General features: G+C 73.5%; 24 protein-coding genes. 13 read left to right on the forward strand and 11 right to left on the reverse strand.

Features of this window, described 5'->3' with window-relative positions; translation table 11 throughout:
- The first annotated feature begins 65 nt into the window (after positions 1 to 65).
- The 3 genes from J2S63_RS09025 (at position 66) to mctP (ending at position 3,138) form a co-directional block, all read left to right on the forward strand.
- A complete protein-coding gene (locus J2S63_RS09025) occupies positions 66 to 1,061 on the forward strand; it encodes a zinc metalloprotease (protein WP_310301472.1) in 996 nt (331 codons plus the stop codon).
- 131 nt (positions 1,062 to 1,192) lie between these two features.
- Positions 1,193 to 1,498 (forward strand): DUF3311 domain-containing protein, encoded by a 306-nt coding sequence (locus tag J2S63_RS09030; protein WP_310301475.1) that lies wholly within the window; start codon positions 1,193 to 1,195, stop codon positions 1,496 to 1,498.
- On the forward strand, positions 1,498 to 3,138 hold the full coding sequence (mctP, locus tag J2S63_RS09035; RefSeq protein WP_310301478.1) for a monocarboxylate uptake permease MctP: 1,641 nt from the start codon (positions 1,498 to 1,500) through the stop codon (positions 3,136 to 3,138). The genes J2S63_RS09030 and mctP overlap by 1 nt, the downstream gene beginning before the upstream one ends.
- A gap of 13 nt (positions 3,139 to 3,151) precedes the next feature.
- Here the strand turns inward: mctP and J2S63_RS09040 are convergent, their stop codons facing one another.
- From J2S63_RS09040 to J2S63_RS09055, 4 genes are all read right to left on the reverse strand, one after another.
- Positions 3,152 to 4,267: a hypothetical protein gene (locus J2S63_RS09040; protein WP_310301481.1), complete on the reverse strand. Its 1,116-nt coding sequence runs from the start codon at positions 4,265 to 4,267 to the stop codon at positions 3,152 to 3,154.
- 85 nt (positions 4,268 to 4,352) lie between these two features.
- A complete protein-coding gene (locus tag J2S63_RS09045) occupies positions 4,353 to 5,390 on the reverse strand; it encodes an LLM class flavin-dependent oxidoreductase (RefSeq protein WP_310301484.1) in 1,038 nt (345 codons plus the stop codon).
- Positions 5,391 to 5,466: 76 nt separating this feature from the next.
- Positions 5,467 to 5,931 carry an SRPBCC family protein gene (locus J2S63_RS09050; protein WP_310301487.1) on the reverse strand — a complete coding sequence of 155 codons (465 nt, stop codon included), beginning with the start codon at positions 5,929 to 5,931 and terminating at the stop codon, positions 5,467 to 5,469.
- 74 nt (positions 5,932 to 6,005) lie between these two features.
- Complete coding sequence (locus J2S63_RS09055) at positions 6,006 to 6,590, reverse strand: TIGR03086 family metal-binding protein (protein WP_310301490.1); 585 nt, start codon at positions 6,588 to 6,590, stop codon at positions 6,006 to 6,008.
- Between the two features lie 72 nt (positions 6,591 to 6,662).
- Here J2S63_RS09055 and J2S63_RS09060 point away from each other — a divergent pair, with 72 nt between their 5' ends.
- Complete coding sequence (locus J2S63_RS09060) at positions 6,663 to 6,902, forward strand: hypothetical protein (RefSeq protein ID WP_310301492.1); 240 nt, start codon at positions 6,663 to 6,665, stop codon at positions 6,900 to 6,902.
- On the opposite strand, the gene J2S63_RS09065 is transcribed toward J2S63_RS09060, so the two are convergent.
- Positions 6,899 to 7,378, reverse strand: a complete 480-nt coding sequence (locus J2S63_RS09065; protein ID WP_310301494.1) for a MarR family winged helix-turn-helix transcriptional regulator — start codon at positions 7,376 to 7,378, stop codon at positions 6,899 to 6,901. The genes J2S63_RS09060 and J2S63_RS09065 overlap by 4 nt on opposite strands.
- A 66-nt stretch (positions 7,379 to 7,444) precedes the next feature.
- Between J2S63_RS09065 and J2S63_RS09070 the strand changes: the two genes are divergently transcribed.
- Positions 7,445 to 9,502 carry an MMPL family transporter gene (locus J2S63_RS09070; RefSeq protein ID WP_310301496.1) on the forward strand — a complete coding sequence of 686 codons (2,058 nt, stop codon included), beginning with the start codon at positions 7,445 to 7,447 and terminating at the stop codon, positions 9,500 to 9,502.
- Positions 9,503 to 9,572: 70 nt separating this feature from the next.
- On the opposite strand, the gene J2S63_RS09075 is transcribed toward J2S63_RS09070, so the two are convergent.
- The 4 genes from J2S63_RS09075 to J2S63_RS09090 all read right to left on the reverse strand — a co-directional run bounded on the left by J2S63_RS09075 (position 9,573) and on the right by J2S63_RS09090 (position 15,248).
- The gene (locus J2S63_RS09075; protein WP_310301499.1) at positions 9,573 to 10,997 is read right to left on the reverse strand and encodes a hypothetical protein; all 1,425 of its coding nucleotides are present in this window, start codon (positions 10,995 to 10,997) and stop codon (positions 9,573 to 9,575) included.
- 131 nt (positions 10,998 to 11,128) lie between these two features.
- Positions 11,129 to 13,219, reverse strand: a complete 2,091-nt coding sequence (locus J2S63_RS09080; protein ID WP_310301501.1) for a hypothetical protein — start codon at positions 13,217 to 13,219, stop codon at positions 11,129 to 11,131.
- Positions 13,220 to 13,231: 12 nt separating this feature from the next.
- Positions 13,232 to 14,521, reverse strand: coding sequence for a hypothetical protein (locus J2S63_RS09085; protein ID WP_310301503.1), 1,290 nt, complete (start codon positions 14,519 to 14,521; stop codon positions 13,232 to 13,234).
- A gap of 196 nt (positions 14,522 to 14,717) precedes the next feature.
- Entirely contained in the window at positions 14,718 to 15,248 is a 531-nt protein-coding gene (locus J2S63_RS09090) for a class I SAM-dependent methyltransferase (protein ID WP_310301507.1), read from the reverse strand.
- An 88-nt stretch (positions 15,249 to 15,336) separates the two neighbouring features.
- Between J2S63_RS09090 and J2S63_RS09095 the strand changes: the two genes are divergently transcribed.
- Genes J2S63_RS09095 through J2S63_RS09105 form a run of 3 tightly spaced genes read left to right on the forward strand, consistent with a single transcriptional unit; the run spans position 15,337 to position 17,449 of the window.
- Positions 15,337 to 15,876 carry a hypothetical protein gene (locus tag J2S63_RS09095; RefSeq protein WP_310301509.1) on the forward strand — a complete coding sequence of 180 codons (540 nt, stop codon included), beginning with the start codon at positions 15,337 to 15,339 and terminating at the stop codon, positions 15,874 to 15,876.
- A 53-nt stretch (positions 15,877 to 15,929) separates the two neighbouring features.
- Positions 15,930 to 16,400: a methyltransferase family protein gene (locus J2S63_RS09100; protein ID WP_310301512.1), complete on the forward strand. Its 471-nt coding sequence runs from the start codon at positions 15,930 to 15,932 to the stop codon at positions 16,398 to 16,400.
- Positions 16,401 to 16,411: 11 nt separating this feature from the next.
- Positions 16,412 to 17,449 carry a pirin family protein gene (locus tag J2S63_RS09105; protein ID WP_310301514.1) on the forward strand — a complete coding sequence of 346 codons (1,038 nt, stop codon included), beginning with the start codon at positions 16,412 to 16,414 and terminating at the stop codon, positions 17,447 to 17,449.
- A gap of 45 nt (positions 17,450 to 17,494) precedes the next feature.
- On the opposite strand, the gene J2S63_RS09110 is transcribed toward J2S63_RS09105, so the two are convergent.
- A complete protein-coding gene (locus tag J2S63_RS09110; protein WP_310301516.1) occupies positions 17,495 to 18,400 on the reverse strand; it encodes an endonuclease/exonuclease/phosphatase family protein in 906 nt (301 codons plus the stop codon).
- 200 nt (positions 18,401 to 18,600) lie between these two features.
- The gene (locus tag J2S63_RS09115) at positions 18,601 to 19,248 is read right to left on the reverse strand and encodes an Rv1078 family RDD domain-containing protein (protein WP_310301519.1); all 648 of its coding nucleotides are present in this window, start codon (positions 19,246 to 19,248) and stop codon (positions 18,601 to 18,603) included.
- 115 nt (positions 19,249 to 19,363) lie between these two features.
- On the opposite strand from J2S63_RS09115, the gene J2S63_RS09120 reads away from it, so the two are divergent.
- From J2S63_RS09120 to J2S63_RS09140, 5 genes are all read left to right on the forward strand, one after another.
- Positions 19,364 to 20,374, forward strand: a complete 1,011-nt coding sequence (locus J2S63_RS09120) for a 1-aminocyclopropane-1-carboxylate deaminase/D-cysteine desulfhydrase (protein ID WP_310301521.1) — start codon at positions 19,364 to 19,366, stop codon at positions 20,372 to 20,374.
- 82 nt (positions 20,375 to 20,456) lie between these two features.
- Positions 20,457 to 21,587 (forward strand): alpha/beta hydrolase, encoded by a 1,131-nt coding sequence (locus tag J2S63_RS09125; RefSeq protein WP_310301523.1) that lies wholly within the window; start codon positions 20,457 to 20,459, stop codon positions 21,585 to 21,587.
- Between the two features lie 20 nt (positions 21,588 to 21,607).
- Positions 21,608 to 22,819 carry an acyl-CoA dehydrogenase family protein gene (locus tag J2S63_RS09130; RefSeq protein ID WP_310301525.1) on the forward strand — a complete coding sequence of 404 codons (1,212 nt, stop codon included), beginning with the start codon at positions 21,608 to 21,610 and terminating at the stop codon, positions 22,817 to 22,819.
- 66 nt (positions 22,820 to 22,885) lie between these two features.
- Positions 22,886 to 23,944 (forward strand): acyl-CoA dehydrogenase family protein, encoded by a 1,059-nt coding sequence (locus tag J2S63_RS09135; protein WP_310301527.1) that lies wholly within the window; start codon positions 22,886 to 22,888, stop codon positions 23,942 to 23,944.
- A 212-nt stretch (positions 23,945 to 24,156) separates the two neighbouring features.
- Positions 24,157 to 25,221 carry an AurF N-oxygenase family protein gene (locus tag J2S63_RS09140; RefSeq protein ID WP_310301529.1) on the forward strand — a complete coding sequence of 355 codons (1,065 nt, stop codon included), beginning with the start codon at positions 24,157 to 24,159 and terminating at the stop codon, positions 25,219 to 25,221.
- Position 25,222: the final 1 nt, after the last annotated feature.

The following is a 25,222-nucleotide window of genomic DNA, read 5'->3' on the forward strand; positions in this document are numbered from 1 at the left end:
CGGTCGACCGGTCCCTGATGCATGATCCATCGGACGGCCCGCTGCGGGCCCCGAAAGGACGCTCGATGACGCGACGTGCCCGACGCCCCTCTCGGCTGGGCCTGGTGACCCTCGCCGGTGGCGTGCTCCTGCTCGGTGCCCTGAGCCCTGCCTCCGCCATGCCGGCGGCGAGCGACGGCGGCAGCACCACCTCGACCTGCTTCGACCCCTCGGCCTGGGGCATCGGCGGCTCCGCGGCGCGCGGGGGCCACGGGGGCCTCGACCACGCCGCGGTCAGCGCGGCCCAGCAGCGCGCGATCGAGCGCCAGACGGCCAGGATCCTCGCCGCGAAGGGCAAGGGCGGCAAGAAGCCCGGTGGCGGTGGCGGTGGGGGCTCCACCGGCGGCACGGTGACGCCCGTCTCCGTCCCGGTCTACGTCCACGTGATGACCGCCAGCAACGGCGACGGCGACGTGAGCAACTCCCAGGTCACCCAGCAGATCGCGGTGCTCAACAAGACCTACGCCGGGCAGGAGTCGTCGGCGGCGTCCAACACGGGCTTCAGCTTCACGCTCGCCGGCCTCGACCGGCACGCCAACGACGCGTGGCACACCGACCAGCAGAGCACGACCTACCGGGCCGCCACGCGCCTGGGCGGCAAGAACGCGCTCAACATCTGGCTGGTCGACTTCTCCTACCTCGGCATCGCGACCTTCCCGTGGGACTACGCCGCCAACCCCGCCATCGACGGGATCCGGGTGCAGTACTCCTCGCTCCCGGGCGGGAGCATCGCCAACTACAACCTCGGCGAGACCGCGACGCACGAGGCCGGCCACTGGCTCGGGCTCTACCACACGTTCCAGGGCGGCTGCCAGAACCCGGGCGACGAGGTGAGCGACACCCCGGCCCAGAGGAGCGCGACGACCGGCTGCCCCGAGGGGCGGGACTCGTGCCGCAACCAGCCGGGTCTCGACCCGATCCACAACTACATGGACTACTCCTACGACAGCTGCTACAACCAGTTCACCGCCGGCCAGACCAGCCGGATGCAGCAGATGTGGACGGCCTACCGCGCAGGGTGACCTGAGCACGGCAGGCGACGTGGAGGCCCGGGACCAGGTGGTCCCGGGCCTCCGGCTCGCCCGGGGGTCTTGACCACGCGCACCGAGGGGAGTCTCATGGGGCCGTTGGTCCCCACTCGGGAGGATTCGCCATGTCCGCACCCCGCCCCACCCCGGCCGACGACCAGGTCCCGCCGCCCCCCGAGGGCTCGGCCTCCCGGGGCCTGTGGGTCGCGATCTGGGCGCTCCTCGCGCCGGCCGTCGTGCTCCCGCTCCTGGTCGGGATCTACGACCGGACCGATCCCGAGCTGGCCGGGTTCCCCTTCTACTTCTGGTTCCAGTTCGCCCTGATCCCGGTGGCAGCGGTGCTCACCCTCGCCGCGTTCGCGCTGTCGCGGAGGGCCGACGCCCGCGACCGGGCGGCTCGGGCGGCTCGACCGGGACGGGGTGGTCGCTGATGGACGCCGTGGCGGTCAGCGTCTTCGTCTTCCTGTTCCTGCTCGTCACCGTGCTGGGCTTCGCGGCGGCCCGGTGGCGTCGCGCCGACGACATGGGGAGCCTCGACGAGTGGGGCCTCGGCGGTCGCGGGTTCGGGTCCTTCATCGCCTGGTTCCTCATCGGCGGCGACCTCTACACGGCGTACACCTTCGTGGCCGTGCCGGCCCTGATGTACGCCGGCAGCGCGGTCGGGTTCTTCGCCGTCCCCTACACGATCGTGGTCTACCCGATCATCTTCCTGTTCCTCCCGCGACTGTGGTCGGTCAGCCACCGGCACGGCTACGTCACGCCGGCCGACTTCGTGCGCGGGCGCTACGACTCGCGGCCCCTGGCGCTGGCGATCGCCCTGACCGGCATCCTCGCGACGATGCCCTACATCGCGCTGCAGCTGGTCGGCATCGAGGTCGTGCTCCAGGTGATGGGCCTGCAGGCCGGCGAGGACGCCTCGTGGATCGTCCAGGACGCGCCGCTGTTCCTGGCCTTCGCCGTGCTCGCCGCCTACACCTACTCCTCGGGCCTGCGCGCCCCCGCGCTCATCGCCTTCGTCAAGGACGCGCTGATCTACGTCGTCATCATCGTGGCCGTGATCTACCTGCCCACCAAGCTCGGTGGCTGGGGCGCGATCTTCGACGCCGTCGGGGCGTCGTTCGACAAGTTCAACAAGGACAACGCCGACGCCATCGCGACTGGCGCTGCTGCGCCCAAGGCGATCGTGCCGCCCGCGACGGCGCAGTGGGCCTACGCCTCGCTGGCGCTGGGGTCGGCCCTCGCCCTGTTCATGTACCCCCACTCGGTCACCGGCGTCCTGTCGACCCGCGACCGCTCGGTGATCCGGCGCAACGCGGCGCTCCTGCCGGCGTACACCTTCCTGCTGGGGCTGCTGGCCCTCCTCGGCTTCGTCGCGATCGCGGCCGGGGTGCAGGTGAGCAACGGTCAGCAGGCCGTGCCGCAGCTGTTCGAGAACGAGTTCCCCAGCTGGTTCGCCGGCGTCGGGTTCGCCGCGATCGCGATCGGTGCGCTGGTGCCCGCAGCGATCATGTCGATCGCCGCGGCCAACCTCTGGACGCGCAACATCTACAAGGCCTTCCTCAAGCCCGACGCGACCGCGTCGGAGGAGGCCACGCAGGCCAAGGTGGTCTCGCTGCTGGTCAAGGTCGGGGCGCTGGTCTTCGTGCTCGGGCTCCCCAAGGAGTTCGCGATCAACCTCCAGCTGCTGGGCGGCGTCTGGATCCTGCAGACGCTCCCCGCGCTCGTGGTCGGGCTCTACACGCGGTGGTTCGACCGGTGGGCGCTGCTCGCCGGCTGGGCCGTCGGCATGGCCTGGGGCACCTGGCTGGCGTACGGCGTCGAGGTCGTCGGCAAGCCCGGCAGCCACTTCGGCGGTCCGCTGGTCGCCGTGCCCGGCACCGAGACCAAGGTCTACATCGCCGTGCTCGCGGTGATCGCCAACCTGGTCGTCACGATCGTGCTCACGCTGCTGTTCCGCGCGGTCGGGGTCGCCGGCGGCGAGGACGAGACGCGCGCGGAGGACTACGCCGCCGACGTCGGGGACGTCGGGGTCGAGGACGAGCTGGACCCCCACGCGCCGAGCCACACCTGACCCGGCAGGCAGGTCACCGGTCGATCCGGAGGCAGCGGCGCACCTTGCGCTGCCCACCTGGGAGGCTCATCTGGTCGGCGAGGTCCGCGACGGAGTAGCGCACGAGCTGCGGGACGACCGCGTCACCGCGGTCGTAGTAGAGCCGCACGCTGGCCTCGCTGAGCATCCAGAGCCCACCGCGGCCGTCGAAGGCGATCCCCTCCGCACCCGGCACCACCGGCACGCGCTGGCCCCGGGGTCCGATGAGGACGCCGCAGCCGCTGCGCGTCATGGTGACCCACAGGCCCTTGGCCGCCCGCTCCCGCAGCCGGCCGTAGGTCAGGCCCTGCAGGCCGCTGGGGGCGTGGTCGGTCTCGCGGGCACGCAGCACCCCGCGGGGGGACCGTCGGATCCGGCGGGGGTCGAACCAGTCGATGCGGCCCTTGCCCGGCGCCGCGTGGCGTCCGAGGCCCAGCCCCCTGCCCGGCACGAGGACGCCGACCGAGCCGCGCACCCCGTCCTCGAGGCGCCAGACGCGGCGCACCGCGTCCTGGTGCCCGATGCGGTGCGGGTCGAGCAGCCACAGCCGGCGGGTCTCCACGACCCAGAGCCGCTTGGGTCCGTCGGCCACCACGGCCCCGCCGTGGCGGCAGTACGTCGTCCCGCGGCCCGGCACGGCGCCCTGGAGCTTGGCCTGCACCTTGACGACCCGCGCGCGGCGCAGGTCGATCTGGAGCAGCCGACAGGCCCGCTTGCTGCGCGGGGCGCTGCCGTTGTAGCCCGTCACCCAGCCGGTGCGGCCCTGGACGGCGAGCCCCTGCGGGACGAAGCGGCCGATCCTCCCGCCGAGCCACATCCCGCGGCAGATGGCCTCGTCGCCCCAGAAGCGGGTGAGCCGCCGGGGCAGGTGGGCGGGGCGCTGACCGTGCACCTCGCGGGAGGACAACGGGCCGCAGCGCTCGGTCCGGGAGGCGGACTGACGCGCCGACCCCTCGGGGTGGTCGGGCCCACCGTCGGACACCGCCAGGCGGACGGCGAGCCCGCTGACCGCGAGCACCACGACCGTGACGCCGGCGACGACGGCCCGGCGGCGGGGCCGCGCGAGCCTCCCGCTCGGGGTCGGGGCGGGCGGTTCCGCGGCGGGGCTCACCGCAGAAGGATAGGGCGATCTGTGAAAGTTGGTCACCAAAGGGGCACCAGTGGCGATCTCGCCCCCTCCGAGCAGCTCAGCCGGCTCAGCCGGCGAGCAGCTCGAGCGTCCGCGTGCGTCCGGCCGAGAGGGTCACGTCGGCGCCGTCGTGCTCACCGGCCACCGGATGGATCATCACCTCGTCGACGCCGAACCGCTCGGCGAGCGCCGTCACCTCGCCCCGCGCGGTCTCCCGGTCTCCGACGACCCAGCGCGCGCGCATCGCGTCGTACACCTGCTGGTGGGCGGGCGGGAGGTCGACCGCCTCGGCCTTCTCCACGCTGGCCTGGGCGCGCATCGGCTGGCCGGTGCGCAGCGCGACCATCGCCAGGAGGTAGGGCCGGGCGAGGCGCTCAGCCTCCTCGGCGGTGTCGGCGACGCAGGCGTTGACGGTGAGGAACGTGGTCGGACGCTCGGCGTGGGCGCTGGGCCGGAAGCTCTCGCGGTAGAGCGCGAGCGCCTCGGCGGTGCCCTGGCCCGAGAAGTGGTGGGCGAAGACGTAGGGCAGACCCTCCTGCGCCGCGAGGCGGGCGGAGTAGTCCGAGGAGCCGAGCAGCCAGACCGGCGGGCGCGAGCGCGCCTGCGGGGTCGCGCGCAGGGCGTACTCCTGGCCGCGCAGATCGAGGGCGACCCCTTCGGGTGACATCATCGCCAGCACGTGCCGCACGTGGTCGGGGAAGTCGTTGACCGCGTCGGGACCGATCCCCGACCCGGTGCGCAGCGCCCAGCTGGTGACCGGGTCGCTGCCGGGTGCGCGGCCGATGCCGAGGTCGATGCGGCCGGGGTGGGCGGCCTCGAGCAGCGCGAACTGCTCGGCGACCACGAGCGGGGCGTGGTTGGGCAGCATCACCCCGCCCGACCCGACGCGGAGGCGGTCGGTGGCCGCGGCCAGCATCGAGATCAGGACGGCCGGGTTGGTCGCGGCGACCGACGGCATGTTGTGGTGCTCGGCGACCCAGTAGCGGCGCAGGCCGAGGTCGTCGGCACGGCGGGCCAGCGACCGGCTCGCGGCGAGGGCGTCGCTGGTCGACTGGTCCTCGCGGACCGGGACGAGGTCGAGGACGGAGAGGGCGGGAGAGCTCACGTCAGACGACAACGGGCGGGTGGCACGGGACATTCCGTGCCACCCGCCCGCTCTCCCTTCAGGCCCTCGCCGACCCTCAGGAGCCGGTGACCTGCTGGTCGAGCCGCTGCAGGGTGTCCTCGAGCTGGTCGGCCGAGACCAGGGGGAACAGGCCCTTGTCGAGCAGCGCGCGGTCGGTGACCTTGCTCCAGTCGTAGGTGTGGCGCACGAGCGTGCGGTCGGAGCCCTGGCTCTCCAGCTCCCACACCCACTCCCAGCCCGGGGGCTCCTTGCCCGCGGGCGCGGTCTGCCAGGACAGCAGGTGGTTCTTGTCGAAGCCGGTGACGGTGTTGTCGGTCTGGTAGTCGCCACCCATGTGGTCGCCGGTCATGTTCATCCGGAACGAGTCGCCGACGCCCTCGATGCGGTCACCCTTGGCCACCGCGGTCACGAAGCCCGACCCGTCGAGGTCGGCGTGCCGGTCGGGGTTGCTCAGGACGTCGAAGATGGCGTCGCTGGAGGCGTTGATGGTGCGTTCGACGGTGATCGTGGAGTCGCTCATGGACAACCCATGCTCGTTCCCCAGAGCCTCAAACGTCCCCTGGGTCGCCGGCGGGCCCGACTCGCCCCGTCAGGTCAGCTCCTCGAGCGGGGCGACCAGGCCGGGTCGCGGCCGATCAGCCCGATCAGGCGGTCCTGGACGTCGGCGCCCTCGGGCACCGGCACGCGCTGCCCGAACTGGCCCGAGGCGGAGAGCACGTCGGCCATCGGCTCCATCCCGGCCAGGGACTGCTCGCAGAAGGTCCGGGGCAGGCGGTCGTCCTGGCCGGTGGCCCGGGCCAGGTCCCACGTGTGCATGACCACGTCGTTGGTGTAGAACCGGTCGACCACGTCGGCCAGCGTCATCTCCCCGAACATCTCGGAGGTGTAGGGACGCCCGGCCTCCGCCGGGTCGTCGAGCAGGCGCTGCACCTCGGCGCCGCGCCGGTCCCAGGCCGCGGCCAGGCCGTCGTCGTCGGGACTCTCCGGGGTCAGGTCGACGCCCAGGCTGCTGCTCAGCAGGCCCGGCAGCCACTCGAGCAGGTGGTGCACGACCGCGCGCGCGTCCCAGCCGTCGGGCGGGGCGTCGGCCGACCAGTCCTCCACCCCGCGCACCCGGCGGGCGAAGAGCTCGGTCGCGACGCGATGACGGTCGGCAGGGTCCTCGGGCCAGTCGCTCACGGGCCCACCCTGGGCCATCCGTGCGCCGCGGACAACCCCGTGGCGCCGACCCGGGTCGGGGACACTGGACCCATGGGCCTCAGCGACGACCTCAAGAAGGACCTGCAGAAGGCGGTGACCTCGGTGGGCGGCTACGTCGCCGCACGCGAGGAGCAGATCAGCGAGCTGATCGAGCGCACCGCCGGCAAGGTCGACGAGCGCACGGAGAAGCGCTACTCCGGCACGATCGACAAGGTGAAGGCCGGGCTGCACACCGGCGTGGCCAGGCTGGCCGAGCAGAAGGACGACGAGGGCGGTCCGGCGACGAGCTAGCCGAGCGCCTCGGGGTGCGGCCGCTCCTCCGGGGGTACGACGGCCAGCAGCGCCTCGACGCTGCCCTCCAGGAAGCGGGCCACCACCTCGCGGTCGTGCTCGTCGAGCTCGGCGTCGAGCTGCTCGAGCCGCTCGAGCATCGGGGTGAGCAGCCGCACGGTGTCGACCCGGCCGCGGTCGGTGATCTCCACGACCAGCCGCCGCCGGTCGCTGGGATGGGGGGTGCGGACCGCGTGGCCGTGGGCCACCAGCCGGTCCACGATGCCCGACGAGGCGGCCGTGCTCACGTCGAGCCGCCGGGCGATCTCGGCCGGGCCGAGGGGCCCGCGCGCGAGCATCTCGAGCGTCCGGACCTCGCTGCGGGTCAGGCCGGCCTGCTGGGCCACGGCGGGCTGCACCAGCTCGGCGACCGCCACCAGCCGACGCAGCGCGACCAGGGCCGGTGAGCTCGCGGCTGGGCGCTGGGCGACGTCCATTTGAATCTCGCTAACTGGGTTAGTAACTTCTTGAGAGACATCCTCAGCCTACCCCCGGAGACCCCCGTGAGCCTGCTGCGACTCCTGACCGCTCGGCGTACCTCCTGGGTGGTGGTGGTGCTCGGCCTCCTCGCCGCCGGCGCCCTCATCGGGGCGGTGGGACAGGCCGAGCAGCCCGTCGGCCCCCTCGTCTCCGCCGCCAGGGGCGCGGACAGCACCGAGGGCACGGCCCTGCAGCAGCGGCTGCCGGAGGCCGACGGCTCGGTGGCGGTCGTGGTGGCCACGGCGCCCGGCGACGGCACGCTGCCGCCGGCAGCGACCCGCCGGATCGCTGCCGCGGTCGCCGACGCCGCCGGCCCCGGGGTGCTCGGCGACGACAGCGAGGAGAGGCTGCAGGTCCTCGGCCCGCCGGTGCAGCCCAGCAAGGACGGCACCGCCGCCCTCACCGTGCTCCAGGTCCCCGACCTCGGCAACGAGGCCAACGCCGAGGCGATCGACCGGCTGCGCGACCGGCTCGACACGGCCGCCCCTCAGGACGTGCGGTTCCAGGTGACCGGCCCGGCCGCGGTCCAGGCCGACCTCGCCTCGGTGTTCGACGGCGCGACCTTCCGGCTGCTCGCGGTCACGGGCGCGGTCGTCGCCCTGCTGCTGCTCATCACCTACCGCAGCCCTGTCCTGTGGCTGGTCCCGCTCACCGTGGTCGGCGTCGCCGACCAGCTCGCCGGCGTGCTCGCCACCCGCTTCCTCGCCGCGATCGACGTGCCGTGGGACGAGTCGACGATCGGCATCCTGTCGGTGCTGGTGTTCGGCGCAGGCACCGACTACGCCCTGCTCCTGATCTCGCGCTACCGCGACGAGCTGCACGTGCACGAGGACCGCGGCGAGGCGATGGCGGCGGCCCTGCGGCCCACCCTGCGGGCCGTGGTCCCGAGCGCGGTCACCGTCGTCATCGGGCTGGTCACCCTCGCCCTCTCGGTCTTCCCGACCACCCGCGGCCTCGGGCTCGCCTGCGCGGTCGGCGTTCTCACCGCGGGGGTCATGGTGATGGCGGTGCTCCCCGGCGCGCTCGTGCTGGTCGGCCGTTGGGCGTTCTGGCCGCGCATCCCGCACTACGACGGCCGGGCACCGTCCCACGACCGCTCGCTGTGGGCCAGGGTCGGCCACGGCGTCGCGCGGCGTCCGGTCGCCATGGCGGCCACGCTGGTCGTCGTGCTCCTCGGCGTCGCCCTGGGCACGCTGCGCCTCGACAGCGGCCTGAGCACCGCCGACCAGTTCCTCGACACCCCCGAGTCGATCACCGCCGCCGACCGGGTGGCGCAGTCCTTCCCCGCCGGCCTCGTCGACCCCCTCGCGGTCGTCACCGAGGCCGACCCCGACGAGGTCGCCGCCGCGGCCGGACGGGTCGACGGGGTCGAGTCCGCCCGCGTGGGTGCACGGGGGGACGGCGTCGCCCAGGTCGACGTCGTCCTCGACGGGTCCGGGTCCACCGCCTCGCGCATCGAGTCGCTGCGCTCCGCGCTCTCGTCGTACGACGGCACGCACGTCACCGGGACCGAGGCGGTCGCGCTCGACGAGGAGAAGGGCAGCGAGCGTGACCGCGGCCTGATCATCCCGCTGATCCTCGGGCTCGTGGTGGTCGGCCTGGCCCTGCTGCTGCGCTCGGTGGTGGCTCCGCTGCTGCTCGTGCTCAGCGTGGTGCTGACCTACTTCGCCAGCCTGGGCCTCGCGGGCTTCCTGTTCGGGCCGGTCCTCGGCTTCGAGGCGATGAGCTCCAACGTGCCGCTGCTGGCGTTCCTGTTCCTGGTCGCGCTCGGTGTGGACTACAACATCTTCCTCGTCACCCGCGCGCTCGAGGAGACCCCGGGGCACGGCCTGCGCGACGGGATGGTGCGGGCCCTGGCCAGCACGGGCGGGGTGATCACCAGCGCCGGCGTGCTGCTGGCCGCGGTGTTCGCCGCCCTGGGGGTGCTCCCCCTCGTGGTGCTCGCCCAGCTCGGGGTGATCATCTGCATCGGCGTGCTGATCGACACCCTGCTCGTGCGCACCGTGCTCGTGCCGGCCCTGGCGATCTGGCTCGGTGACCGGTTCTGGTGGCCGCGCAGAGTCGACGCCGGCGGGGCGTGAGCCGGGCCTGAGGCACCGGACAAGGCCGAGACCCGCCGGGCCCGAGGGCGCGGCGGGTCTCGGTCGAGGGTCACTTCCTGGTGCTGTAGTGCAGCGGGTGCCCGGTCCACGCGCCCATGGCGATCGTGAACTTCTTGACGCACCGACCGCCCGCGAGGTACTTGCGGGTGTAGACGTCCTTGACGTAGCGGCAGGTCGACAGGCCCGTGCTGAGCGTCGGCTTGCTGGTGGTGCCCTTGACGTTGACCACGTCCATGCCCAGGGCGTAGGGACGGAACCACACGCAGCTGACCAGGCTGCCGCTGGCGCACTTGGTCCGGCTCGGACCGGTCGTGCGCGGGGCACCGAAGGTCGTGTTGACCAGGTCGGGGTAGTTGCCGTAGCGGTTGCAGACGCCGCTGTCGCTGCCGTCGGGACCGCAGCCGCCGTCACCGGTGTTGACCGCGACCGGCAGGTTGAACAGCTTGACCCGCGACCAGGCGTAGCTCACGTCGCGCCGGTTCTGGTGGGTCCGGCCGCCGAGGCTGGAGGTGGTGATCAGGTTGAGCACCCGGTGGCCGTGCGTCGCGTCGCGCTCGTTGAGCTTGTTGGCGGCGAAGTGGCGCTTCCAGTCCTTGATCCGGGGCGCGGTGGGCACCTCGCTGAGGATCAGGTCCACCGCGTTCCAGATGTCGTTCTTGAACGTGCAGGCGCTCCAGCGGGCAGCGCGGCAGTCCGCGTCCTTGGGGTCGGGGCGCATGCGCACCGGCCGGTCGAACGGCGAGCGGCCGTTGTTCATGACCGAGCCCAGGCCCACCGCGCGCGCCAGGCGCAGCATCGAGACGTAGGAGTCGGCGAACGTGGCGCCCTGGACCACCGGGTCGCTGGTGCACTGCGACTGGGCGGACCAGACGGGGCGCCCGTTGATGTCCTTGATGTACTGCGTCGCGGCCTGGCCGCGGTCGAACATCACGCCGTCCCAGCCGTCGGCCTTGAGGTCGGCGAGGATGCTCTTGATCCGGGTCTGGACGGCCCGCTCGTTGGCGTCGACGAACCACCACGTCGTCTTGCCGCCATCGGTCCTGCGGCCGACGGCGGGCGTGCCGTTGGGGTCGAGGAGCGTGCCCTTGTTGAAGCAGAACGCGCCGTCACCGTTGCTGATGTCGAGCCGGTCCTGGGTGCCGTTGCTCGGCGCCCAGAAGAACTGGATGTAGCGGTAGGCCTTGGCGCCGGTGGCGTGGATCGCGTTGACCGTCGGGGTCTCGTCGGTCGGGTGCTTGGCCGTGGTGACCACGACCGCGGCGCGGCCCCACTTCCGCTTCAGCGTGCTCACGTTGGCCATGGTGATCGGCGTGCTGCCGTCGTAGTAGAAGACGCCGTTGCGAACCTGCTTCTTGGAGTTCGTGAACGGGTTCTTGACCGTCGTCGCGCGGGCCGACGTGCCGTCGGGCGCGCCGTTGGCCGGCGCCTGGACCAGCGAGAGACCGACCAGGGCGGTCGCCGCGACGGCGAGCACCCCGACCCCTCGACGTGCGGACCGTCGTCCGAGACCTCGTGCCACCGTTGTTTCCCCCTGCGTCGTTGGTGAGAAGTAACCGGACAAGTCTCACCCGAGGAGCGTCCGCTTCACACACGTTTGCGCGAATCCTATGAGGCGGGGTGGCTCCGGGGCGAACCGAGACGGCGCAGCAGGAGGACGGCCCCGGCGAGCACCGCGGCGACGACCGCGAACCCGCCCAGCACGGCTCCACCGAGGGGTCGTGCGGGGCCCACGGACTCGACGGCGACCGGGGTCCCGGGGGCCTTGAACAGGCGTACGTCGCCCTGTCGCCACACCAGGTCGAGGTCCGCTGCGCTGCGCAGGCTCGAGGAGGGGCGGGCGTACTGCAGCCCCGATCCGAGCTCGGCGGGCCGGGCCAGCAGGAGGTAGTCGGCGCCGACCCGCTCGAGGCCCCCCGGCGACGGCGACACGAGGAAGTCGTGGACGGCCCGCAGGTCGGCCACGGCCGCCTGGAGGAACCCGCGCTCCTCGATCAGCGGCTGGCGGCCCTCGAGCGGGTTCTCGACGTGGCTGAAGTACTCCAGCGTCCCGCGGGTGGCCACGTTGGAGACCACCCGGGAACCGCGGGGGAGGTGCGAGCGCATCCAGGTCAGAGCCGCCAGGCCGTCGCCCTCCAGGACGTGCCGGGTCTGCATCGTGCGGTAGGTCAGCGGCGCCGACAGCACGAGGACCGCGGCGACAACCGCCACGACCGCGCCCCGGGCGGCCCGGGGGCGCCGTGCGGCGCGGGCGGCGAGGCGCTCGAGGACGGCCACCCCGCCGGCCACCATGAAGCAGTAGCCCAGCGGGAAGTAGCCGGCGATCCGGGCGTTGCCCGTGTGCTCGGGCACATAGGTGTCGTAGCGCAGCTCGAAGTACAGGACGGCCACCGCCATCAGCCCCATCGCCGCGACCGCGACACCCACCCCGCGCGCGGCCCGCGTGCGCCACGACACCGCGGCGCCCGCCAGGCCGACCACCCCGAGCACGACCAGCCAGCCCCAGTGCCAGGAGAGCAGCCCGTGGGCGGGCAGCGGCGAGAGCAGCGAGTCCCGCAGCGAGTCCCGCACCACCGGCTGGTCGAAGCGGCCGTTGCTGAACTGCACGAAGTCGAAGGTCGGGTCGCTCCCGCCGGAACCACGGGCGGGGTTGCCGGCGTCGGCCAGCGGGCTCGGCCGGCCCTGGACGGCGACGCCCTGGGTGACCAGGACGACGACCGCGGCGACCCCCGAGAGGCCGAGGACCGCGAGACGGCGGAAGAGGCCCTCCCGGCGGGTGGCCACCTCGAGCAGGACCGCAGGCACCAGCACCAGGCCGGTCACCGCGGCGGCGATGCCGTGCACGCTGACGTCCAGGGCCAGGGTCACCGCGGCGAGCAGGACCAGGTGGTGCTCGGACCGGCGCACGCCGACGACGGCCAGGCGCACGGCCGCGAACCCGAAGGCGATGCCGAGCGCCTCGGGCGAGTTGTTGCCCGCGGTCTCGACGAAGAACGTGGTCGCGGTCAGCACGAGCACCCCCGCGGCCGCCGGCAGGGGCCGGAACCACGAGCGCAGCGCGAGGTAGGCGGTGGCCACGAGCAGGAGGGTCATGGGCAGCCGCCACACCGCGACCGCGAGCGGGTCGGCCAGGTGCGGGGTGAGCCCCAGGAACGCCTGGGAGAGCAGGTTGAAGTCGAGGTAGTCGGGCTGCCACCGGACCTCACGGCCCCACTCGAGCACGTGGTCGGGCACGCCACCTGCCAGCGACAGCTGGCGACCCAGGCCCCAGTAGAACCACTGGTAGCTGTGCGAGGGCCGGTAGCCGCGACCCAGGACGCTGACCGACAGCGGCGCGGAGGCGACGAGCACGAACGCCGCGACCAGCGCGTGCCGCCACCGCACCCGGCGTACGGCGGCCAGGAGCGCGACCAGGCCGGCCAGCCCCAGCAGCCCGGTCGTCCACCCCATCGTCACCGGGGACAGCCGAGCGAGCCCGATCAGCGCGACCCCCAGCACGGTCGCGGAGACCAGGCTCAGGCAGACAGCGGCGGCGAAGCGGTCACCGGCTGACCAGGACGGGCCGGGCTGGCGACCCGCCCTGCGGCGTACGGCGTCACGAGCGGCCAGCAGGCCCGCACCCGGCAGCACGAGGACCGCGGCCCCCGCGGCCAGGCCGGTCAGGGCCGCCCAGACCGTCGCGCCGTCGACCACCGCCATCCCGGGGCCGTCTCAGGCCGGGTCGTCGACGAGGAGCAGGGGCCGGCCGCCCCATGCCGGCAGGTCGACCTCGACCGACCGGACGCACGCGTCGTCGGCGAGCCGCTTGCCGCTGAAGAGGTCCACGACGTGACGGCACGTGCCACCGGGGATCTCGACCTCGAGGCCGCGGACGGGCCGGGGCCTGACGTTGACCAGGACCACGCCGTGCTCGTAGGTGCGCGACCACACGCACCGCACGTCGGAGACGCACTTGCGCGAGACCGGCTCCTCGTCGACCGGCTCGCCCAGCTGGGCGTCGGTGAGCTCGGGGTAGAGGGCGTAGCGGTTGCACACCCCGCTCCTGGTGCCCCCCTTCGGGCACCCGCCGTCACCGGTGTTGACCGCGAGCGCGAGGTCGAAGAGCTTCACCCGTGCCCACTCGTAGTAGACGGTCGCGCGGTTCTGGCCCCGCGGCCCGCCCAGGGTGAAGGTGGTCAGGAGCCCGACGGTCCGGCGCCCGTGGTCGGGGTCCTTCTCGCTGAGCCGGTTGGCCCGGAAGGTCTCCTTCCAGTGCTGGTCGCGGGGGAAGGCGATCGCCTCGTTGAGCACCAGGTCGACGCCGGCCCACGCGTCGTCGAGGGTGCGGCATCCCTGGCGACCACGCACGGAGCACCGCGGGTCCTTGGGGTCGGGTCGCAGGGGGATGCGGGAGTCGAAGGGCGAGGTGCCGTAGTTGAGCATGACCTTCAGGCCCGCCTGCCGCGCGAGACCCAGGGTCGCGACGTAGGCGTCGGAGAACGTCGCGCCCTTCTGGTGCGGGTCGGACGTGCACGAGGAGGTGGCGTTCCACACCGGCCGGTGGTGGGCGTCGGCGGCGCTGGTCAGCGCGGCGCCGCCGCGGTCGAACATCACGCCGTCCCAGCCCACGGCCTCGAGCTTGCGGAGCTGGTCGAGGATCTCGGCGCGCACGGCCTTCTCGTTGGCGTCGATGAAGTGCCAGTCGGCGGCCTGGGACCCCTTGCCCGTGCGGCGCCCGAGGACCGGCGCGTCGCCGGAGCGGCAGAACGCCCAGCCGGGATGGGTCTTGAGGTTGATGCCCTCGTAGGCCTCGTCGTCCGGGGCCCAGTAGAACTGGACGTAGCGGTAGGCCTTCGCGCCGAGCGCGTGGATGGCGTCGACCGCCTTGCGCTCGTTGTCCTTGGCGGTCGTGACCACGACCGACGGGCTCCCCAGCGCGGACAGGTCGGCGCCCACGTTGAGGGGGTGCGCGCCCTGGTAGTAGAAGGTGGGGTTGCGCACCTCGCCCGACTTGTCGATCACGGGGTTCGACCCCGTCGACCGTTCGGGGGCGTCATTCCCGCCACTGCACGCGGTCAGGGCGAGCGCGGCGAGGAGCAGCGAGACGAGGAGGGGGCTCCTGCGGCGCCCGAGGCGCCTCGTCCGGTGGTCGGGCTGAGGCGAGGCCGGGTGCACCAGCACGTCCCTTCGTCGGTCGGTCGCGGACAGGCTCCGCATCCTAGAGGGGCCTGACCGCCCGGACATGGACGGCGTACCCGTCGCCGAGCGCCTGCACGGTCGGCGGCTCGGTCCCGAAGCCGTAGCCGGCCAGCGCCCCCAGCACGGGTCGCACCCCCGCGTCGACGTCGGCCGGGTGGTGCCAGCCGGGCGAGTGCTCGACCAGGTGGAGGGATCCGCCTGGCCGCAGCACCCGCCACACCTCGGAGGTGAGGTAGGCCGAGCGCCACACCGGCGGGACCGACACCGCGAGCACGTGGTCGACGGACGCCGTCGCCGGCCCCAGGTGCAGCAGGTCCGCGTGGACGAGCACGGCCCGGCCCTCCTCGAGCCAGCCGGCCAGGGTCACCCGCGCCTGCGCGACCGCCTCCGCCGACCGGTCGACCGCGAGCACGTGGCCCTCGGGCCCGACGGCCTCGCACAGCCGTGCCGCGGCGGTGCCGTCGCCGCAGCCCACCTCCAGCACCGTCTCGCCGCCGCTCAGCCGCAGCTGCTCGACCGCCCACACCTGGCGCAGGACGGAGTCGGGCATGCGGCGAGGCTACGGGTCCCCGGAAGCCCGGACGGGCCCCCTGCGTGCGGGTTACCGTGGTCGTCCGCCTCACCTGGGAGCCCGAGGTATGTCCCCCACGCCGCCACGTCCCGCGTCCGCACGGTCCGCCGTCGCCGCGGTCCTGACCGTCCTGCTGGCCCTCCTCGCCGGGCTGCTGTCCGCGGGCCCTGCCGACGCGCGGATCTACGACGCCGTGGTCGTCGACGACCCGGCCGGCGACCTGGTCGACGCCCGCTTCCCCGACCTCGTCCGGGTCAAGTTCCACCACGACGTCACCGACGGCCGGGAGTACTTCATCGCCAAGCTCCAGCTCAACCGCCACGTGCGCTGGCAGGGCTTCCGGACCGTGGGGTTCCGGGCCAACCGCTACTCGGTGACCACCAACTCCCTCGAGGGCCGCTACCGCGTCCACGTCCGGAGGCCCGGCGGGTCGGAGTACGTCTGCCACCGCTGCTCGGTCCGGGTCTCCCCGGCCCGCAGGCGGATCGTCTTCGTCCTCCCGTGGCGACGCATCGGCCGCCCCGAGCACGTGCGCGTGTCGCCGTCGTACGTCTCGTCGGGCTACCTGATGGACACCGCCGACGCCCCCTACCGCGTCCTGTACTGACCCACCGCGAGGGGGCACTTGTCCTGCTCCCCCGGCCGCGCCAGAGTCGGGGCATGAGTCCGGCGAGCAGCGACGCGCAGTGGTACGAGGCCAAGGTCCCCCCGCCCCTCCTCGGGCTGGCCGGGCTGTTCCTGCAGCACCGGCTCGCCCCCGCCGGGGGCGGGTCCTGGCCCAGGCGCGCCGCGGGCCTCGGCCTGAGCGGCGGTGCGGTTGCGCTGATGGGGTCCGCGGCCGGCACGTTCCGCCGGCGCGGGACCACGGTCGACCCGCTGCACCCGGACCGCGCCGAGCAGCTGGTCACCGACGGGCCGTTCGCGCGGACCCGCAACCCGATGTACCTCGGGATGGCCGCCGTGCTGGCGGCGCACGCCGTCGCCCGGGGCGGCGTGCTCACGTGGCTGCCCGTGGCGGGCTTCGTCGCGGCGATCGACCGCATCCAGGTGCCGCCCGAGGAGCGGGCCCTGCACCGGGTCTTCGGCCAGGACTACGCCGACTACACCCGCACCGTCCGGCGCTGGGTCTGAGGAGCACGGCGATGACCCGGCCCACGAGCGACCCCGAGAGCACCGACGAGACCCGCTGCGCGCCCACCGGCGCATCGGCCGTGCAGGTGCTGACCCCACGCGAGGTGCCGCTGGGCGGGCCGCGCGCGATGACCGTCCGCAGGACGCTGCCGCAGCGGGCGGTGAGCCTCGTGGGCCCCTGGTGCTTCCTCGACCACTACGGCCCGGACGAGGTCGGCACCACCGGGGGGATGAGGGTGCCGCGGCACCCCCACACCGGGCTGGCCACGGTGAGCTGGCTGTTCACCGGCGAGGTCGACCACCTCGACTCGGCGGGCCACGCCGCCCGCGTCCGCCCCGGCGAGCTCAACCTCATGCTGGCGGGCCGCGGGATCACCCACTCGGAGTTCTCCACCGCGGAGACGACCGTGCTGCACGGCGTCCAGCTGTGGTTCGCGCTGCCCGAGGCGACCCGGCACTCACCGCCGGGCTTCGCCCACCACGTGCCCCGCCCGGTGCGCGTCGGCGACGCCGAGCTGCGGGTGTTCCTCGGCTCGCTGGCCGGCGAGACCTCCCCCGTCGACCCCCGCACCGGCCCGATGGTCGGGGCCGAGGTGCTGCTCCCCTCCGGCAGCTCCCTCGTCCTCGACGCGTCCTCGGGCCTGGACCCGGCGTTCGAGCACGCCGTCCTCGTCGACACCGGCGAGGTGAGGCTGGTGGACGGCGACCCGGCCTCCGACGTGCTCGTCCCGCGTGACCACCTGGTCCACCTGCCGCCCGGGCGCGAGCGCCTCGAGCTGCGGGCCGGCGACGGTGCCACGGGGGACGCGCGGCTGGTGCTCCTCGGCGGCGAGCCGTTCGGGGAGCAGATCGTGATGTGGTGGAACTTCGTCGGCCGCAGCCACGAGGAGGTCGCCGACTTCCGCGCCCGCTACCAGGCCGAGCTCGGCTTCGAGGAGCCCGACCGCCCGCTCGAGGGCGAGGAGTGGTTCGGGCCGTTCCCCGAGGACACCCCCGACCCGCTGCCGGCCCCGGCGCTCCCCCGCACGCGGATGAGGCCGCGTGGCTGAGGGTCCGCGCCGGGCCGGCGCGACGTCGTACGCCGCAGGGGTGTGTCAGAGGCTGGTGCGGGCCAGCACCAGCGGGTGGTCGGTGGCCCAGTCGACCAGTCCGCCGTCGACCTTGAGGTAGCCGGAGAACGTGACGCCCGGGGTGCCCCAGACCCAGTCGATGCCGGCACGCCGCGGCAGGGCGCACGGAGCGGGGGTGACCTCGCCGGTCACCGGGTCCGTGGTCGGCGCGGCCGGGGTGCTCCACCAGGTCGAGGACGAGGTGAAACCGTTGGCGACCATGCGGCAGTAGAAGTTCACCCGGCGGTCGTTGAAGTCGCCGACGAAGACCACCGGCAGACCGGTCTGCGCGGTCAGGCGGGTCACGGCGGCCAGCTCGCGGCGCACCGAGATGTTGCGACGCCGCTGCCACTTCAGGCCCTTGCCGGCCACGTTGTGGACCGACATCACGACCGTGCGCTTGCCGGTCACGCGGTCGCGGAGGATCACCACGGGCATGGTGCGCACGAAGCGGCGGTAGGGGATGCGGAGCGAGGAGTCCGTGCCGACCAGCTCGAAGCGATCGCGGCGGAACGCGATCGCGTCCCGCGGGTCCTTGCCGGGGAAGAAGAGCTGGTAGGTGTCCCCCGCGATCCGGTTGAAGGCGCGCGCCTGGGGCTTCTCCAGCTCCTGGAGGCCGACCAGGTCGACGCCGTTGTCGCGGAGCAGCTGCACCGACCAGGCCATCCGTGTGGTGCCCGAGGGGCGCGGGTCCGCGCCGGCCGTGTGCGAGTTGCCGAGCACGTTGAGGGTGGCGGTGACGAAGGTGCCGGGCACCGCCTCGCCGAGGGTGCCGGGGTCGGTGGTGAGGCCGTCCGCGACGGCCTGCCCTCCGGTGGTGGCCAGGAGCGCGGCTCCCAGCGTGGCGGCGGTGGCGACGGTGAGGCGTCGCGCCGATCCGAGTCCGAACATGCGCATGTGGTCTGCCCTCCCAAGCAGATGTGGTCGCCGCCCTCTCCCTGGGCGACACCTCGAGCGTAGGGACCTCCGGGCCGCTTGTCCGGACTTTGGTCCCAAATCACCCCGATCAGCCCAGATCAGACGGGCCGGACATGGCACCGCCCCCGGCCCGGGGAGGGCACGGGGGCGATGGCCGGGCGGACCGTGCCGCGTCAGGCCTTGCGCTGCTCGACGACCACGGTCGACATGATCTTGTCGGCGAAGGTCTGCTTCTTGGCGTCCCACAGCGGCCACAGGTAGCCCAGGTAGCACGGGATGCCGTCGACGATGTGGACGATCATGCGCACGAAGCACAGGCCGGCGCCCATCGGCTCCCCCGAGTCCTCCTTGACCAGGCGGATGCCGAGAGCCTGCTTGCCGATGCTCCAGCCGGTGCGACCCTGCCGGAAGACGGTGTTCCACAGCAGGATGGCGAAGATCAGGACGTAGCCGATGACCGCGATCACGATGCCGACGGCGTTGCCGCCCTCGACGGACTGGACCCCGGTCGTCGGGTCGGTGGTGGCCCTCGCGCCCGCCCCGGCGATCGCGATGCCGATGCCGATCACGACGTAGGCCGGGATCGCCACGAGCAGGTCGACGAGGTAGGCCCCGACCCGCTTGCCCCAGTGGGCGTAGGCCAGGCCGGCGCCCTGCTGGGCGTAGGGGTCGGCGTAGGGGTCCCCGTAGCCACCTGCCTGGCCGTAGCCCTGGCCGTAGCCGGGCGGCGGGGGCGGCGGGGGCGGTGGCGCGGACGAGCCGCCCTGGTCCCCGGACGCGGGCGGGTCGCCCCAGGCGGGCGGGTCGGACTGGTTGCTCATGGTGCGGGAAACCCCCCTCTGGTGTGCGGCCCCGAGAGGTGACCCGGGCGCCGTGCCGGGCACGGGTGGCCCGGGCGCACAGCAACCTAACAGCGGCGCCGGGCAGAGTGGGGGCATGACGCACACGCCTGGGGAGGCCGGGACGGCACCGCCGACCCGCCTGCACCGACGCCTCCCCGGACTCGACCTCGGGCACGTCCGGCTCGGCTCCGGGCCCAGTCCCGTCCGCGAGCTCGGCGCGGAGCTCGGGGTGCCTGCCGGGCTCTGGGTCAAGGACGACGGGGCCTACGGCGACGGGCCGTGGGGCGGCAACAAGGTCCGCAAGCTCGAGTGGATCCTCCCCGAGGCGCAGCGGCGCGGCGAGCAGGTCCTGTTCAGCGTCGGTGGCATCGGGACGCACTGGGGACTCGCGCTCGCGACGTACGCCCGGAGGCTGGGGCTGAAGACGCTCCTCGGGCTCGTCGACCAGCCCGTCGACGACCACGTGCGCGAGCAGCTGGCGCGGCTGCTCACCAGCGGCGCGGAGATCCACCGGTTCTCCTCCCCGGCGCGGCTCAGGGCGGCCGCGCCCTGGCTGCTGTGGCGGGGTCACCGCGGCCGCCGGCTGCCGTGGTACCTCCCCGCCGGGGGCTCCAACCCGTTCGGGACGCTGGCCTACGTCGACACCGCGCTCGAGATCGCCGACCAGGTCGCGACCGGCGAGCTGCCCGAGCCCGGCACGGTGGTCGTGCCCGTGGGGTCGGGCGGCACCGTCGCCGGCCTCACCCTCGGGCTGCGCCTGGCCGGCCTGCGCAGCCGCGTGCTCGGCGTCGTGGTCAACGACGCCCTGCGCCTCGACGCCGAGGCCATGGCGGGGCTCGCCACCCGCACCGCCGAGCTGCTCACCTCACGCGGCGCCGGCCACCTCGCGCCGGTGTCGCCGGCCGACCTCGACCTGCGCACCGACTGGCTCGGCACGACGTACGGCGACCCGACGCCGGCCTCGCAGGCCGCGGTCCGTGACGCCGCTCGTGCGGGGCTGGGGCTCGAGCCCGTCTACACCGGCAAGGCCCTCGCCGCCGTACGCGACCTGCACGACCGGCTCGACGGGCCGGTCCTGTGGGTGCAGACCCACGGCCCGCGCTGACCCCCCGGGCTACCGACCGGACCATGCCGCCTGACCCGAAAGGACGGCGTGACCCGCCGCGCGCCTGGCGCGTTGTCCCGTCATGGGAGACACGAGGATCGCCGCAGCGCTGGCCTGCGCGCTGCTGGTGACGCTGGCGCCAGGTGCGGTGGGCCGGGCCGACGGGGCAGTGGGCGACGCGCTGGTGGCCGAGGCGCAGCGGCCGCGGCTGTTCGCCAGCGACGGCACGGACACGGCCCGTGCGGCGCGCAACCTGGCCGAGATCAACCTGGTCCCGTCGGTGGACACCGGCTACACGCCCCGCACCGACCCACCACGGACCGACGACCGGGCGTGCCCGCCCTCGCGGTGCCGCGACTACGACCTGCCCCGCCCGGCCGGGGTGAAGGTGACCCGGCCGCGGGTGCGGGTCCTGCTGCCGGTCGGCTACGCCTCCGACCCCGCGGTGCGCTACCCGGTCGTCTACCTGTTCAACGGCTCGCTGAGCCCCTACGTGCGCTGGACCCGCTCGACGATGCTCACCTCGATGTCGCGGAGCATGAAGGCGATCTTCGTGATGCCCGAGGGTGGCTACGCCGGCAACGCCGGCTACTTCACCGACTGGAAGGACGGTTCCTTCGACTGGGAGACCTGGCACACCAGGCACCTGGTCCCCTGGGTCGACCGGCACTTCCGGACGCTGCCGGGCGCCCGGGCCGCGGCCGGTGCGTCGATGGGCGCGTTGGGGGCGCTCAGCTACGCCGCCCGGCACGCCGGGCTGTTCCGTGCGGTGCTGTCGATCTCCGGGCTGATGGACACCGCCTCGCTGGTGCAGAACGGCACGGTGCTGCAGGACCTGCCCGACGACGTCGCCGACCAGGCCGGCATCCGCGGGCCCGACCTGCGACGGATCTGGGGCGACCCGGTGCGCGACCGTGCCACGTGGGCGGCCCACAACCCGGTCGACCTGGTGCCCCGGCTGCGCGGGGTCTCGCTGTTCGTCGCGGCGGGGACCGGCTACCCGCAGTACGACCCCGCCGACGCGATCCACTCCGGGGTGACCGAGCAGAACCTGTGGAACACCCACCGCGGGTTCTTCGCCGCCCTCACCCGGGACGGGATCCCCTACCGGGCACGGATCTCGGTCGGCCAGCTGCACGACTGGCCCTACTTCCACGACGCCATGGTGTGGGGGCTGCCTCGGATCATCTCCGCCGCGGCCCGCCGCCGTTGACCCGTCGGTAGGGTCGGGACATGCAGCGACGACTCAGCGACGAGGACCGTGAGTTCCAGGCCCGCATGCGGGAGATCATGACCACCAAGGTCCCGCAAGAGGTGCGTGACAAGGTCCGGCTGGGCCGGCTCCTGGGCAAGGACGACATCCGGGCCGCCCACCGCGCGCTGCACGCCGAGGGCGTGGCCGTGCCGTCGTGGCCCGAGGAGTACGGCGGCTGCGGCTGGACCCCGCTGCAGAAGGCCATCTGGAACACCGAGATGCAGCTGGCCTACGTGCCGCCGCCGCTGGCGTTCAACGCCGGCATGATCGGCCCGGTCATCGCGCAGTTCGGCAGCAAGGAGCTCAAGGACCGCTTCCTCCCGCCGACCGCGTCGCTCGACATCTGGTGGGCCCAGGGCTTCTCCGAGCCCGACGCCGGCTCCGACCTCGCCGGCCTGCGCACCACCGCGGTCCGTGACGGCGACGACTACGTGATCAACGGGCAGAAGACCTGGACCACGCTCGGTCAGTACGCCGACTGGATCTTCGTGCTCGCCCGCACCGATCCCGACGCCCGCAAGCAGGCCGGCATCTCGATGTTCCTGGTCGAGATGAGCACGCCCGGCGTCGAGCTGCGGCCGATCGTGCTGGTCGACGGGCACCACGAGGTCAACGAGGTGTTCTTCACCGACGTGCGCGTGCCGGCCGACCAGATGGTCGGCGAGGAGAACTCCGGCTGGTCGCAGGCCAAGTTCCTGCTCGGCAACGAGCGGGTCGGCGTCGCCCCGGTGTGGGCGATCAAGCGCCGCCTGGCCGACCTCAAGGCCCACGCCGCCACGGTCGCGACCGTCGACGGCACGGTGCTGGAGGACCCGCTGGTCGCGGCCCGCATCGCCGAGCTCGAGGCCGACATCATGGCGCTCGAGCTGACCGTGCTCCGCGTCGCGGCCAACTCCAAGGACGGCCGGCCCGACCCGGCCTCCTCGATCCTCAAGCTGCGCGGCAGCGAGCTCGAGCAGGCCGTGTTCTCCCTCGGCGTCGACGTCGCCGGCGCGATGGCCTCGGCCTGGGAGCCGGCCGACGAGTTCGTGCCCCCGGCCGACGGGTCCGACGAGGTCGGCGGCATCCCCGAGTGGGCGACCCACGCGATGCCCTACTACCTCAACTTCCGCAAGGCCTCGATCTACGGCGGGTCCAACGAGGTCCAGCGCCAGATCATCGCCACCGGCATCCTCGGCCTCCGCGGCTGACCGACCCGCCGACGACCCGCGACGACCCGCGACGACCCGCGACCACACAGACTCCGGAGACACACCATGGACTTCACCCCCACCGCCGAGCAGAAGGCCCTGCGGGACGCCGTGCGCGACCTGCTGGGCCGCCGCGAGCCCTCCACGGCGGTCGGCCGTCCCCGCCTCGACCCCGAGCTGTGGGGTGCCCTCGCCGAGATGGGCGTCCTCTCGCTGGCCTGGGAGGTCGCCGACGACGACGAGCCCGCTGCCGGTGCGGTGGAGGTCTCGCTGGCCGCCGCCGAGCTCGGTCGCGCGCACGCGGTCACGCCGTACGCCGAGAGCGTGACGGCCGCCCACGTGCTCGCCGCGACCGAGGAGGGTCGCGCCGTGCGCGAGGACCTCGGCACGGGCGAGGCCGTCGTCATCCCCGTCCTCACCGAGCCCAACCGGGCCTGGGGCGCGCCCCCGACCGTGACCGCCAAGGAGTCCGGCGACGGCTGGGAGCTGACCGGCACCAAGGGCCCGGTCGCCTACCCCGAGGCCGCGACCCACGTCGTCGTGACCGCCGACCAGGGGGTCTTCCTGGTGGCGTCGCCGACGGTCGAGGGCTCGGTGCTCGTGCTCGACGCCACCCCGGCGACGCTGCTCACCGACGACCCGGCGCTGCTGGTCCACGCGGTCGCGCAGGGCACCCTCGCGGCGTGCGCCGAGCAGCTGGGCGCGCTGGAGCAGGCGCTGGCGATGACGGTCGACTACCTCAAGAGCCGCAAGCAGTTCGGCGTCCCGCTGATGAGCTTCCAGACGCTGACCCAGCGCGCCGCGGTGATGTACACCCACCAGGAGCTCGCCCGCTCCGCGGTGCAGTACGCCGCGCTGGTGCTGGCCGACGCGACCGCGGCCGACGACGGCGTCGACGTGGCCGCGACCGTGGCGCGCGCCAAGGCCGTGGTCGGCAAGGCCGCGACCCTGGTCGGTGAGGAGGCGGTGCAGCTGCACGGCGGCATCGCGGTCACCCAGGAGTACGCCGTCGGGCACCTGCTCTCCCGGCTGGTCACCCTCGAGCACCTCTACGGCGACACCCGCAGCCAGCTGTCCCGCCTGGGCCGCTCGATCGCCGACCACGACGTCGTCCGCGTGCTGTAGATCGGAGTGACGGTCGCTCATCTCCCGTCGTACCACCGCAGGAGCGACCACAGCACCGCACCAGTCCCGCCAGGGTTGGCAGCCCGCACCCGGGGGCAAGTAACCCGCGACACGTTGTCGCGGTTACCCCTTTACTGCAACACCGTGTCGCACTAACCTCGAGCACCTGGCCGTGCCCGGCCAGGCTCAGCCGTCCACGACGAGGTGACGACATGACCGCAGCCCCCAGCCGCCCGGCCACCCGCTCCCCGCGCGCCGCACGACGTACGCCGCGCCCGGCCCGCTCGCTGCCCGGCAACACGCGCGCGCCCCAGGTGGCGTCCTACGAGGAGACGCTGCGCACCCTGTCCGAGGCGTCCGTGCACCAGCACTTCGACGCGTTCAAGGACATCGACTGGGACCACCCCGACTTCGCGATCCGCCGCGACGACCCGCGCTGGGTGCTGCCCGAGGCCGACGTGCTCGGCCGCCATCCCTGGTACAAGGCGCTCCCGCTCGAGCGTCAGATCGAGATCGGGATCTACCGCCAGGCCAACATCTGCAAGGTCGGGCTGCAGTTCGAGCAGATCCTGATCGCCGGGCTCATGCAGCACGCGTTCCACCTGCCCAACGGGTCGCCGGAGTTCCGCTACTCCACCCACGAGGCGACCGAGGAGTGCCACCACACGCAGATGTTCCAGGAGTTCGTGAACCGCTCCGGCGTCGACGCCCCCGGCGGCCCGCGCTGGTTCCGTGCGGTCGCGCCGTTCCTGCCGCTCGTCGCCCGCCCCCTCAAGGCGGCGTTCTTCGCCGGCATCCTGGCCGGCGAGGAGCCGATCGACCACGTGCAGAAGACCGTGCTGCGCGGCGGCGGCGAGATGCACCCGCTCATCCGGCGGATCATGCAGATCCACGTCGCCGAGGAGGCCCGTCACATCGGGTTCGCCCACATGTACCTCGAGCAGGTCGTCCCCCGGATGAACCGCGCCCAGAAGCTCGGGCTCTCGGTCGCCTACCCGGTCGTGATGCGGGTGCTGTGCGACGCGATCCTCGTGCCCCACAAGCAGATGGTCGAGGACATGGGCATCCCCCAGCACGTCGTCGACGAGCTCTGGTGGGACTCAGAGGAGTCGCAGGAGATGCTGCGCGACCTGTTCGGCGACGTCCGCACGCTCGCCCACGAGCTCGGCCTGATGAACCCAGTCAGCCGCCGGGTCTGGCGCGCGATGCGCATCGACGGACGCCCCTCGAGGTTCCGCAGCGAGCCGGCGGCCGCGTCGGCGAGCCGCGCCGCCTGAC

The organism is Nocardioides marmoribigeumensis, assembly GCF_031458325.1.
Classification (GTDB): domain Bacteria; phylum Actinomycetota; class Actinomycetes; order Propionibacteriales; family Nocardioidaceae; genus Marmoricola_A; species Marmoricola_A marmoribigeumensis.

Bases quoted from the DNA above. Each gene is read 5' to 3' on its own strand.
- J2S63_RS09125 (WP_310301523.1), top strand. From the start codon at position 20,457: ATGGGAGACACGAGGATCGCCGCAGCGCTGGCCTGCGCGCTGCTGGTG.
- J2S63_RS09025 (WP_310301472.1), top strand. From the start codon at position 66: ATGACGCGACGTGCCCGACGCCCCTCTCGGCTGGGCCTGGTGACCCTC.
- J2S63_RS09060 (WP_310301492.1), top strand. From the start codon at position 6,663: ATGGGCCTCAGCGACGACCTCAAGAAGGACCTGCAGAAGGCGGTGACC.
- J2S63_RS09100 (WP_310301512.1), top strand. From the start codon at position 15,930: ATGAGTCCGGCGAGCAGCGACGCGCAGTGGTACGAGGCCAAGGTCCCC.
- J2S63_RS09080 (WP_310301501.1), bottom strand. From the start codon at position 13,219: ATGGCGGTGGTCGACGGCGCGACGGTCTGGGCGGCCCTGACCGGCCTG.
- J2S63_RS09130 (WP_310301525.1), top strand. From the start codon at position 21,608: ATGCAGCGACGACTCAGCGACGAGGACCGTGAGTTCCAGGCCCGCATG.
- J2S63_RS09110 (WP_310301516.1), bottom strand. From the start codon at position 18,400: ATGTTCGGACTCGGATCGGCGCGACGCCTCACCGTCGCCACCGCCGCC.
- J2S63_RS09030 (WP_310301475.1), top strand. From the start codon at position 1,193: ATGTCCGCACCCCGCCCCACCCCGGCCGACGACCAGGTCCCGCCGCCC.
- J2S63_RS09120 (WP_310301521.1), top strand. From the start codon at position 19,364: ATGACGCACACGCCTGGGGAGGCCGGGACGGCACCGCCGACCCGCCTG.
- J2S63_RS09140 (WP_310301529.1), top strand. From the start codon at position 24,157: ATGACCGCAGCCCCCAGCCGCCCGGCCACCCGCTCCCCGCGCGCCGCA.
- J2S63_RS09050 (WP_310301487.1), bottom strand. From the start codon at position 5,931: ATGAGCGACTCCACGATCACCGTCGAACGCACCATCAACGCCTCCAGC.
- J2S63_RS09095 (WP_310301509.1), top strand. From the start codon at position 15,337: ATGTCCCCCACGCCGCCACGTCCCGCGTCCGCACGGTCCGCCGTCGCC.
- J2S63_RS09105 (WP_310301514.1), top strand. From the start codon at position 16,412: ATGACCCGGCCCACGAGCGACCCCGAGAGCACCGACGAGACCCGCTGC.
- J2S63_RS09115 (WP_310301519.1), bottom strand. From the start codon at position 19,248: ATGAGCAACCAGTCCGACCCGCCCGCCTGGGGCGACCCGCCCGCGTCC.
- mctP (WP_310301478.1), top strand. From the start codon at position 1,498: ATGGACGCCGTGGCGGTCAGCGTCTTCGTCTTCCTGTTCCTGCTCGTC.
- J2S63_RS09065 (WP_310301494.1), bottom strand. From the start codon at position 7,378: ATGGACGTCGCCCAGCGCCCAGCCGCGAGCTCACCGGCCCTGGTCGCG.
- J2S63_RS09135 (WP_310301527.1), top strand. From the start codon at position 22,886: ATGGACTTCACCCCCACCGCCGAGCAGAAGGCCCTGCGGGACGCCGTG.
- J2S63_RS09090 (WP_310301507.1), bottom strand. From the start codon at position 15,248: ATGCCCGACTCCGTCCTGCGCCAGGTGTGGGCGGTCGAGCAGCTGCGG.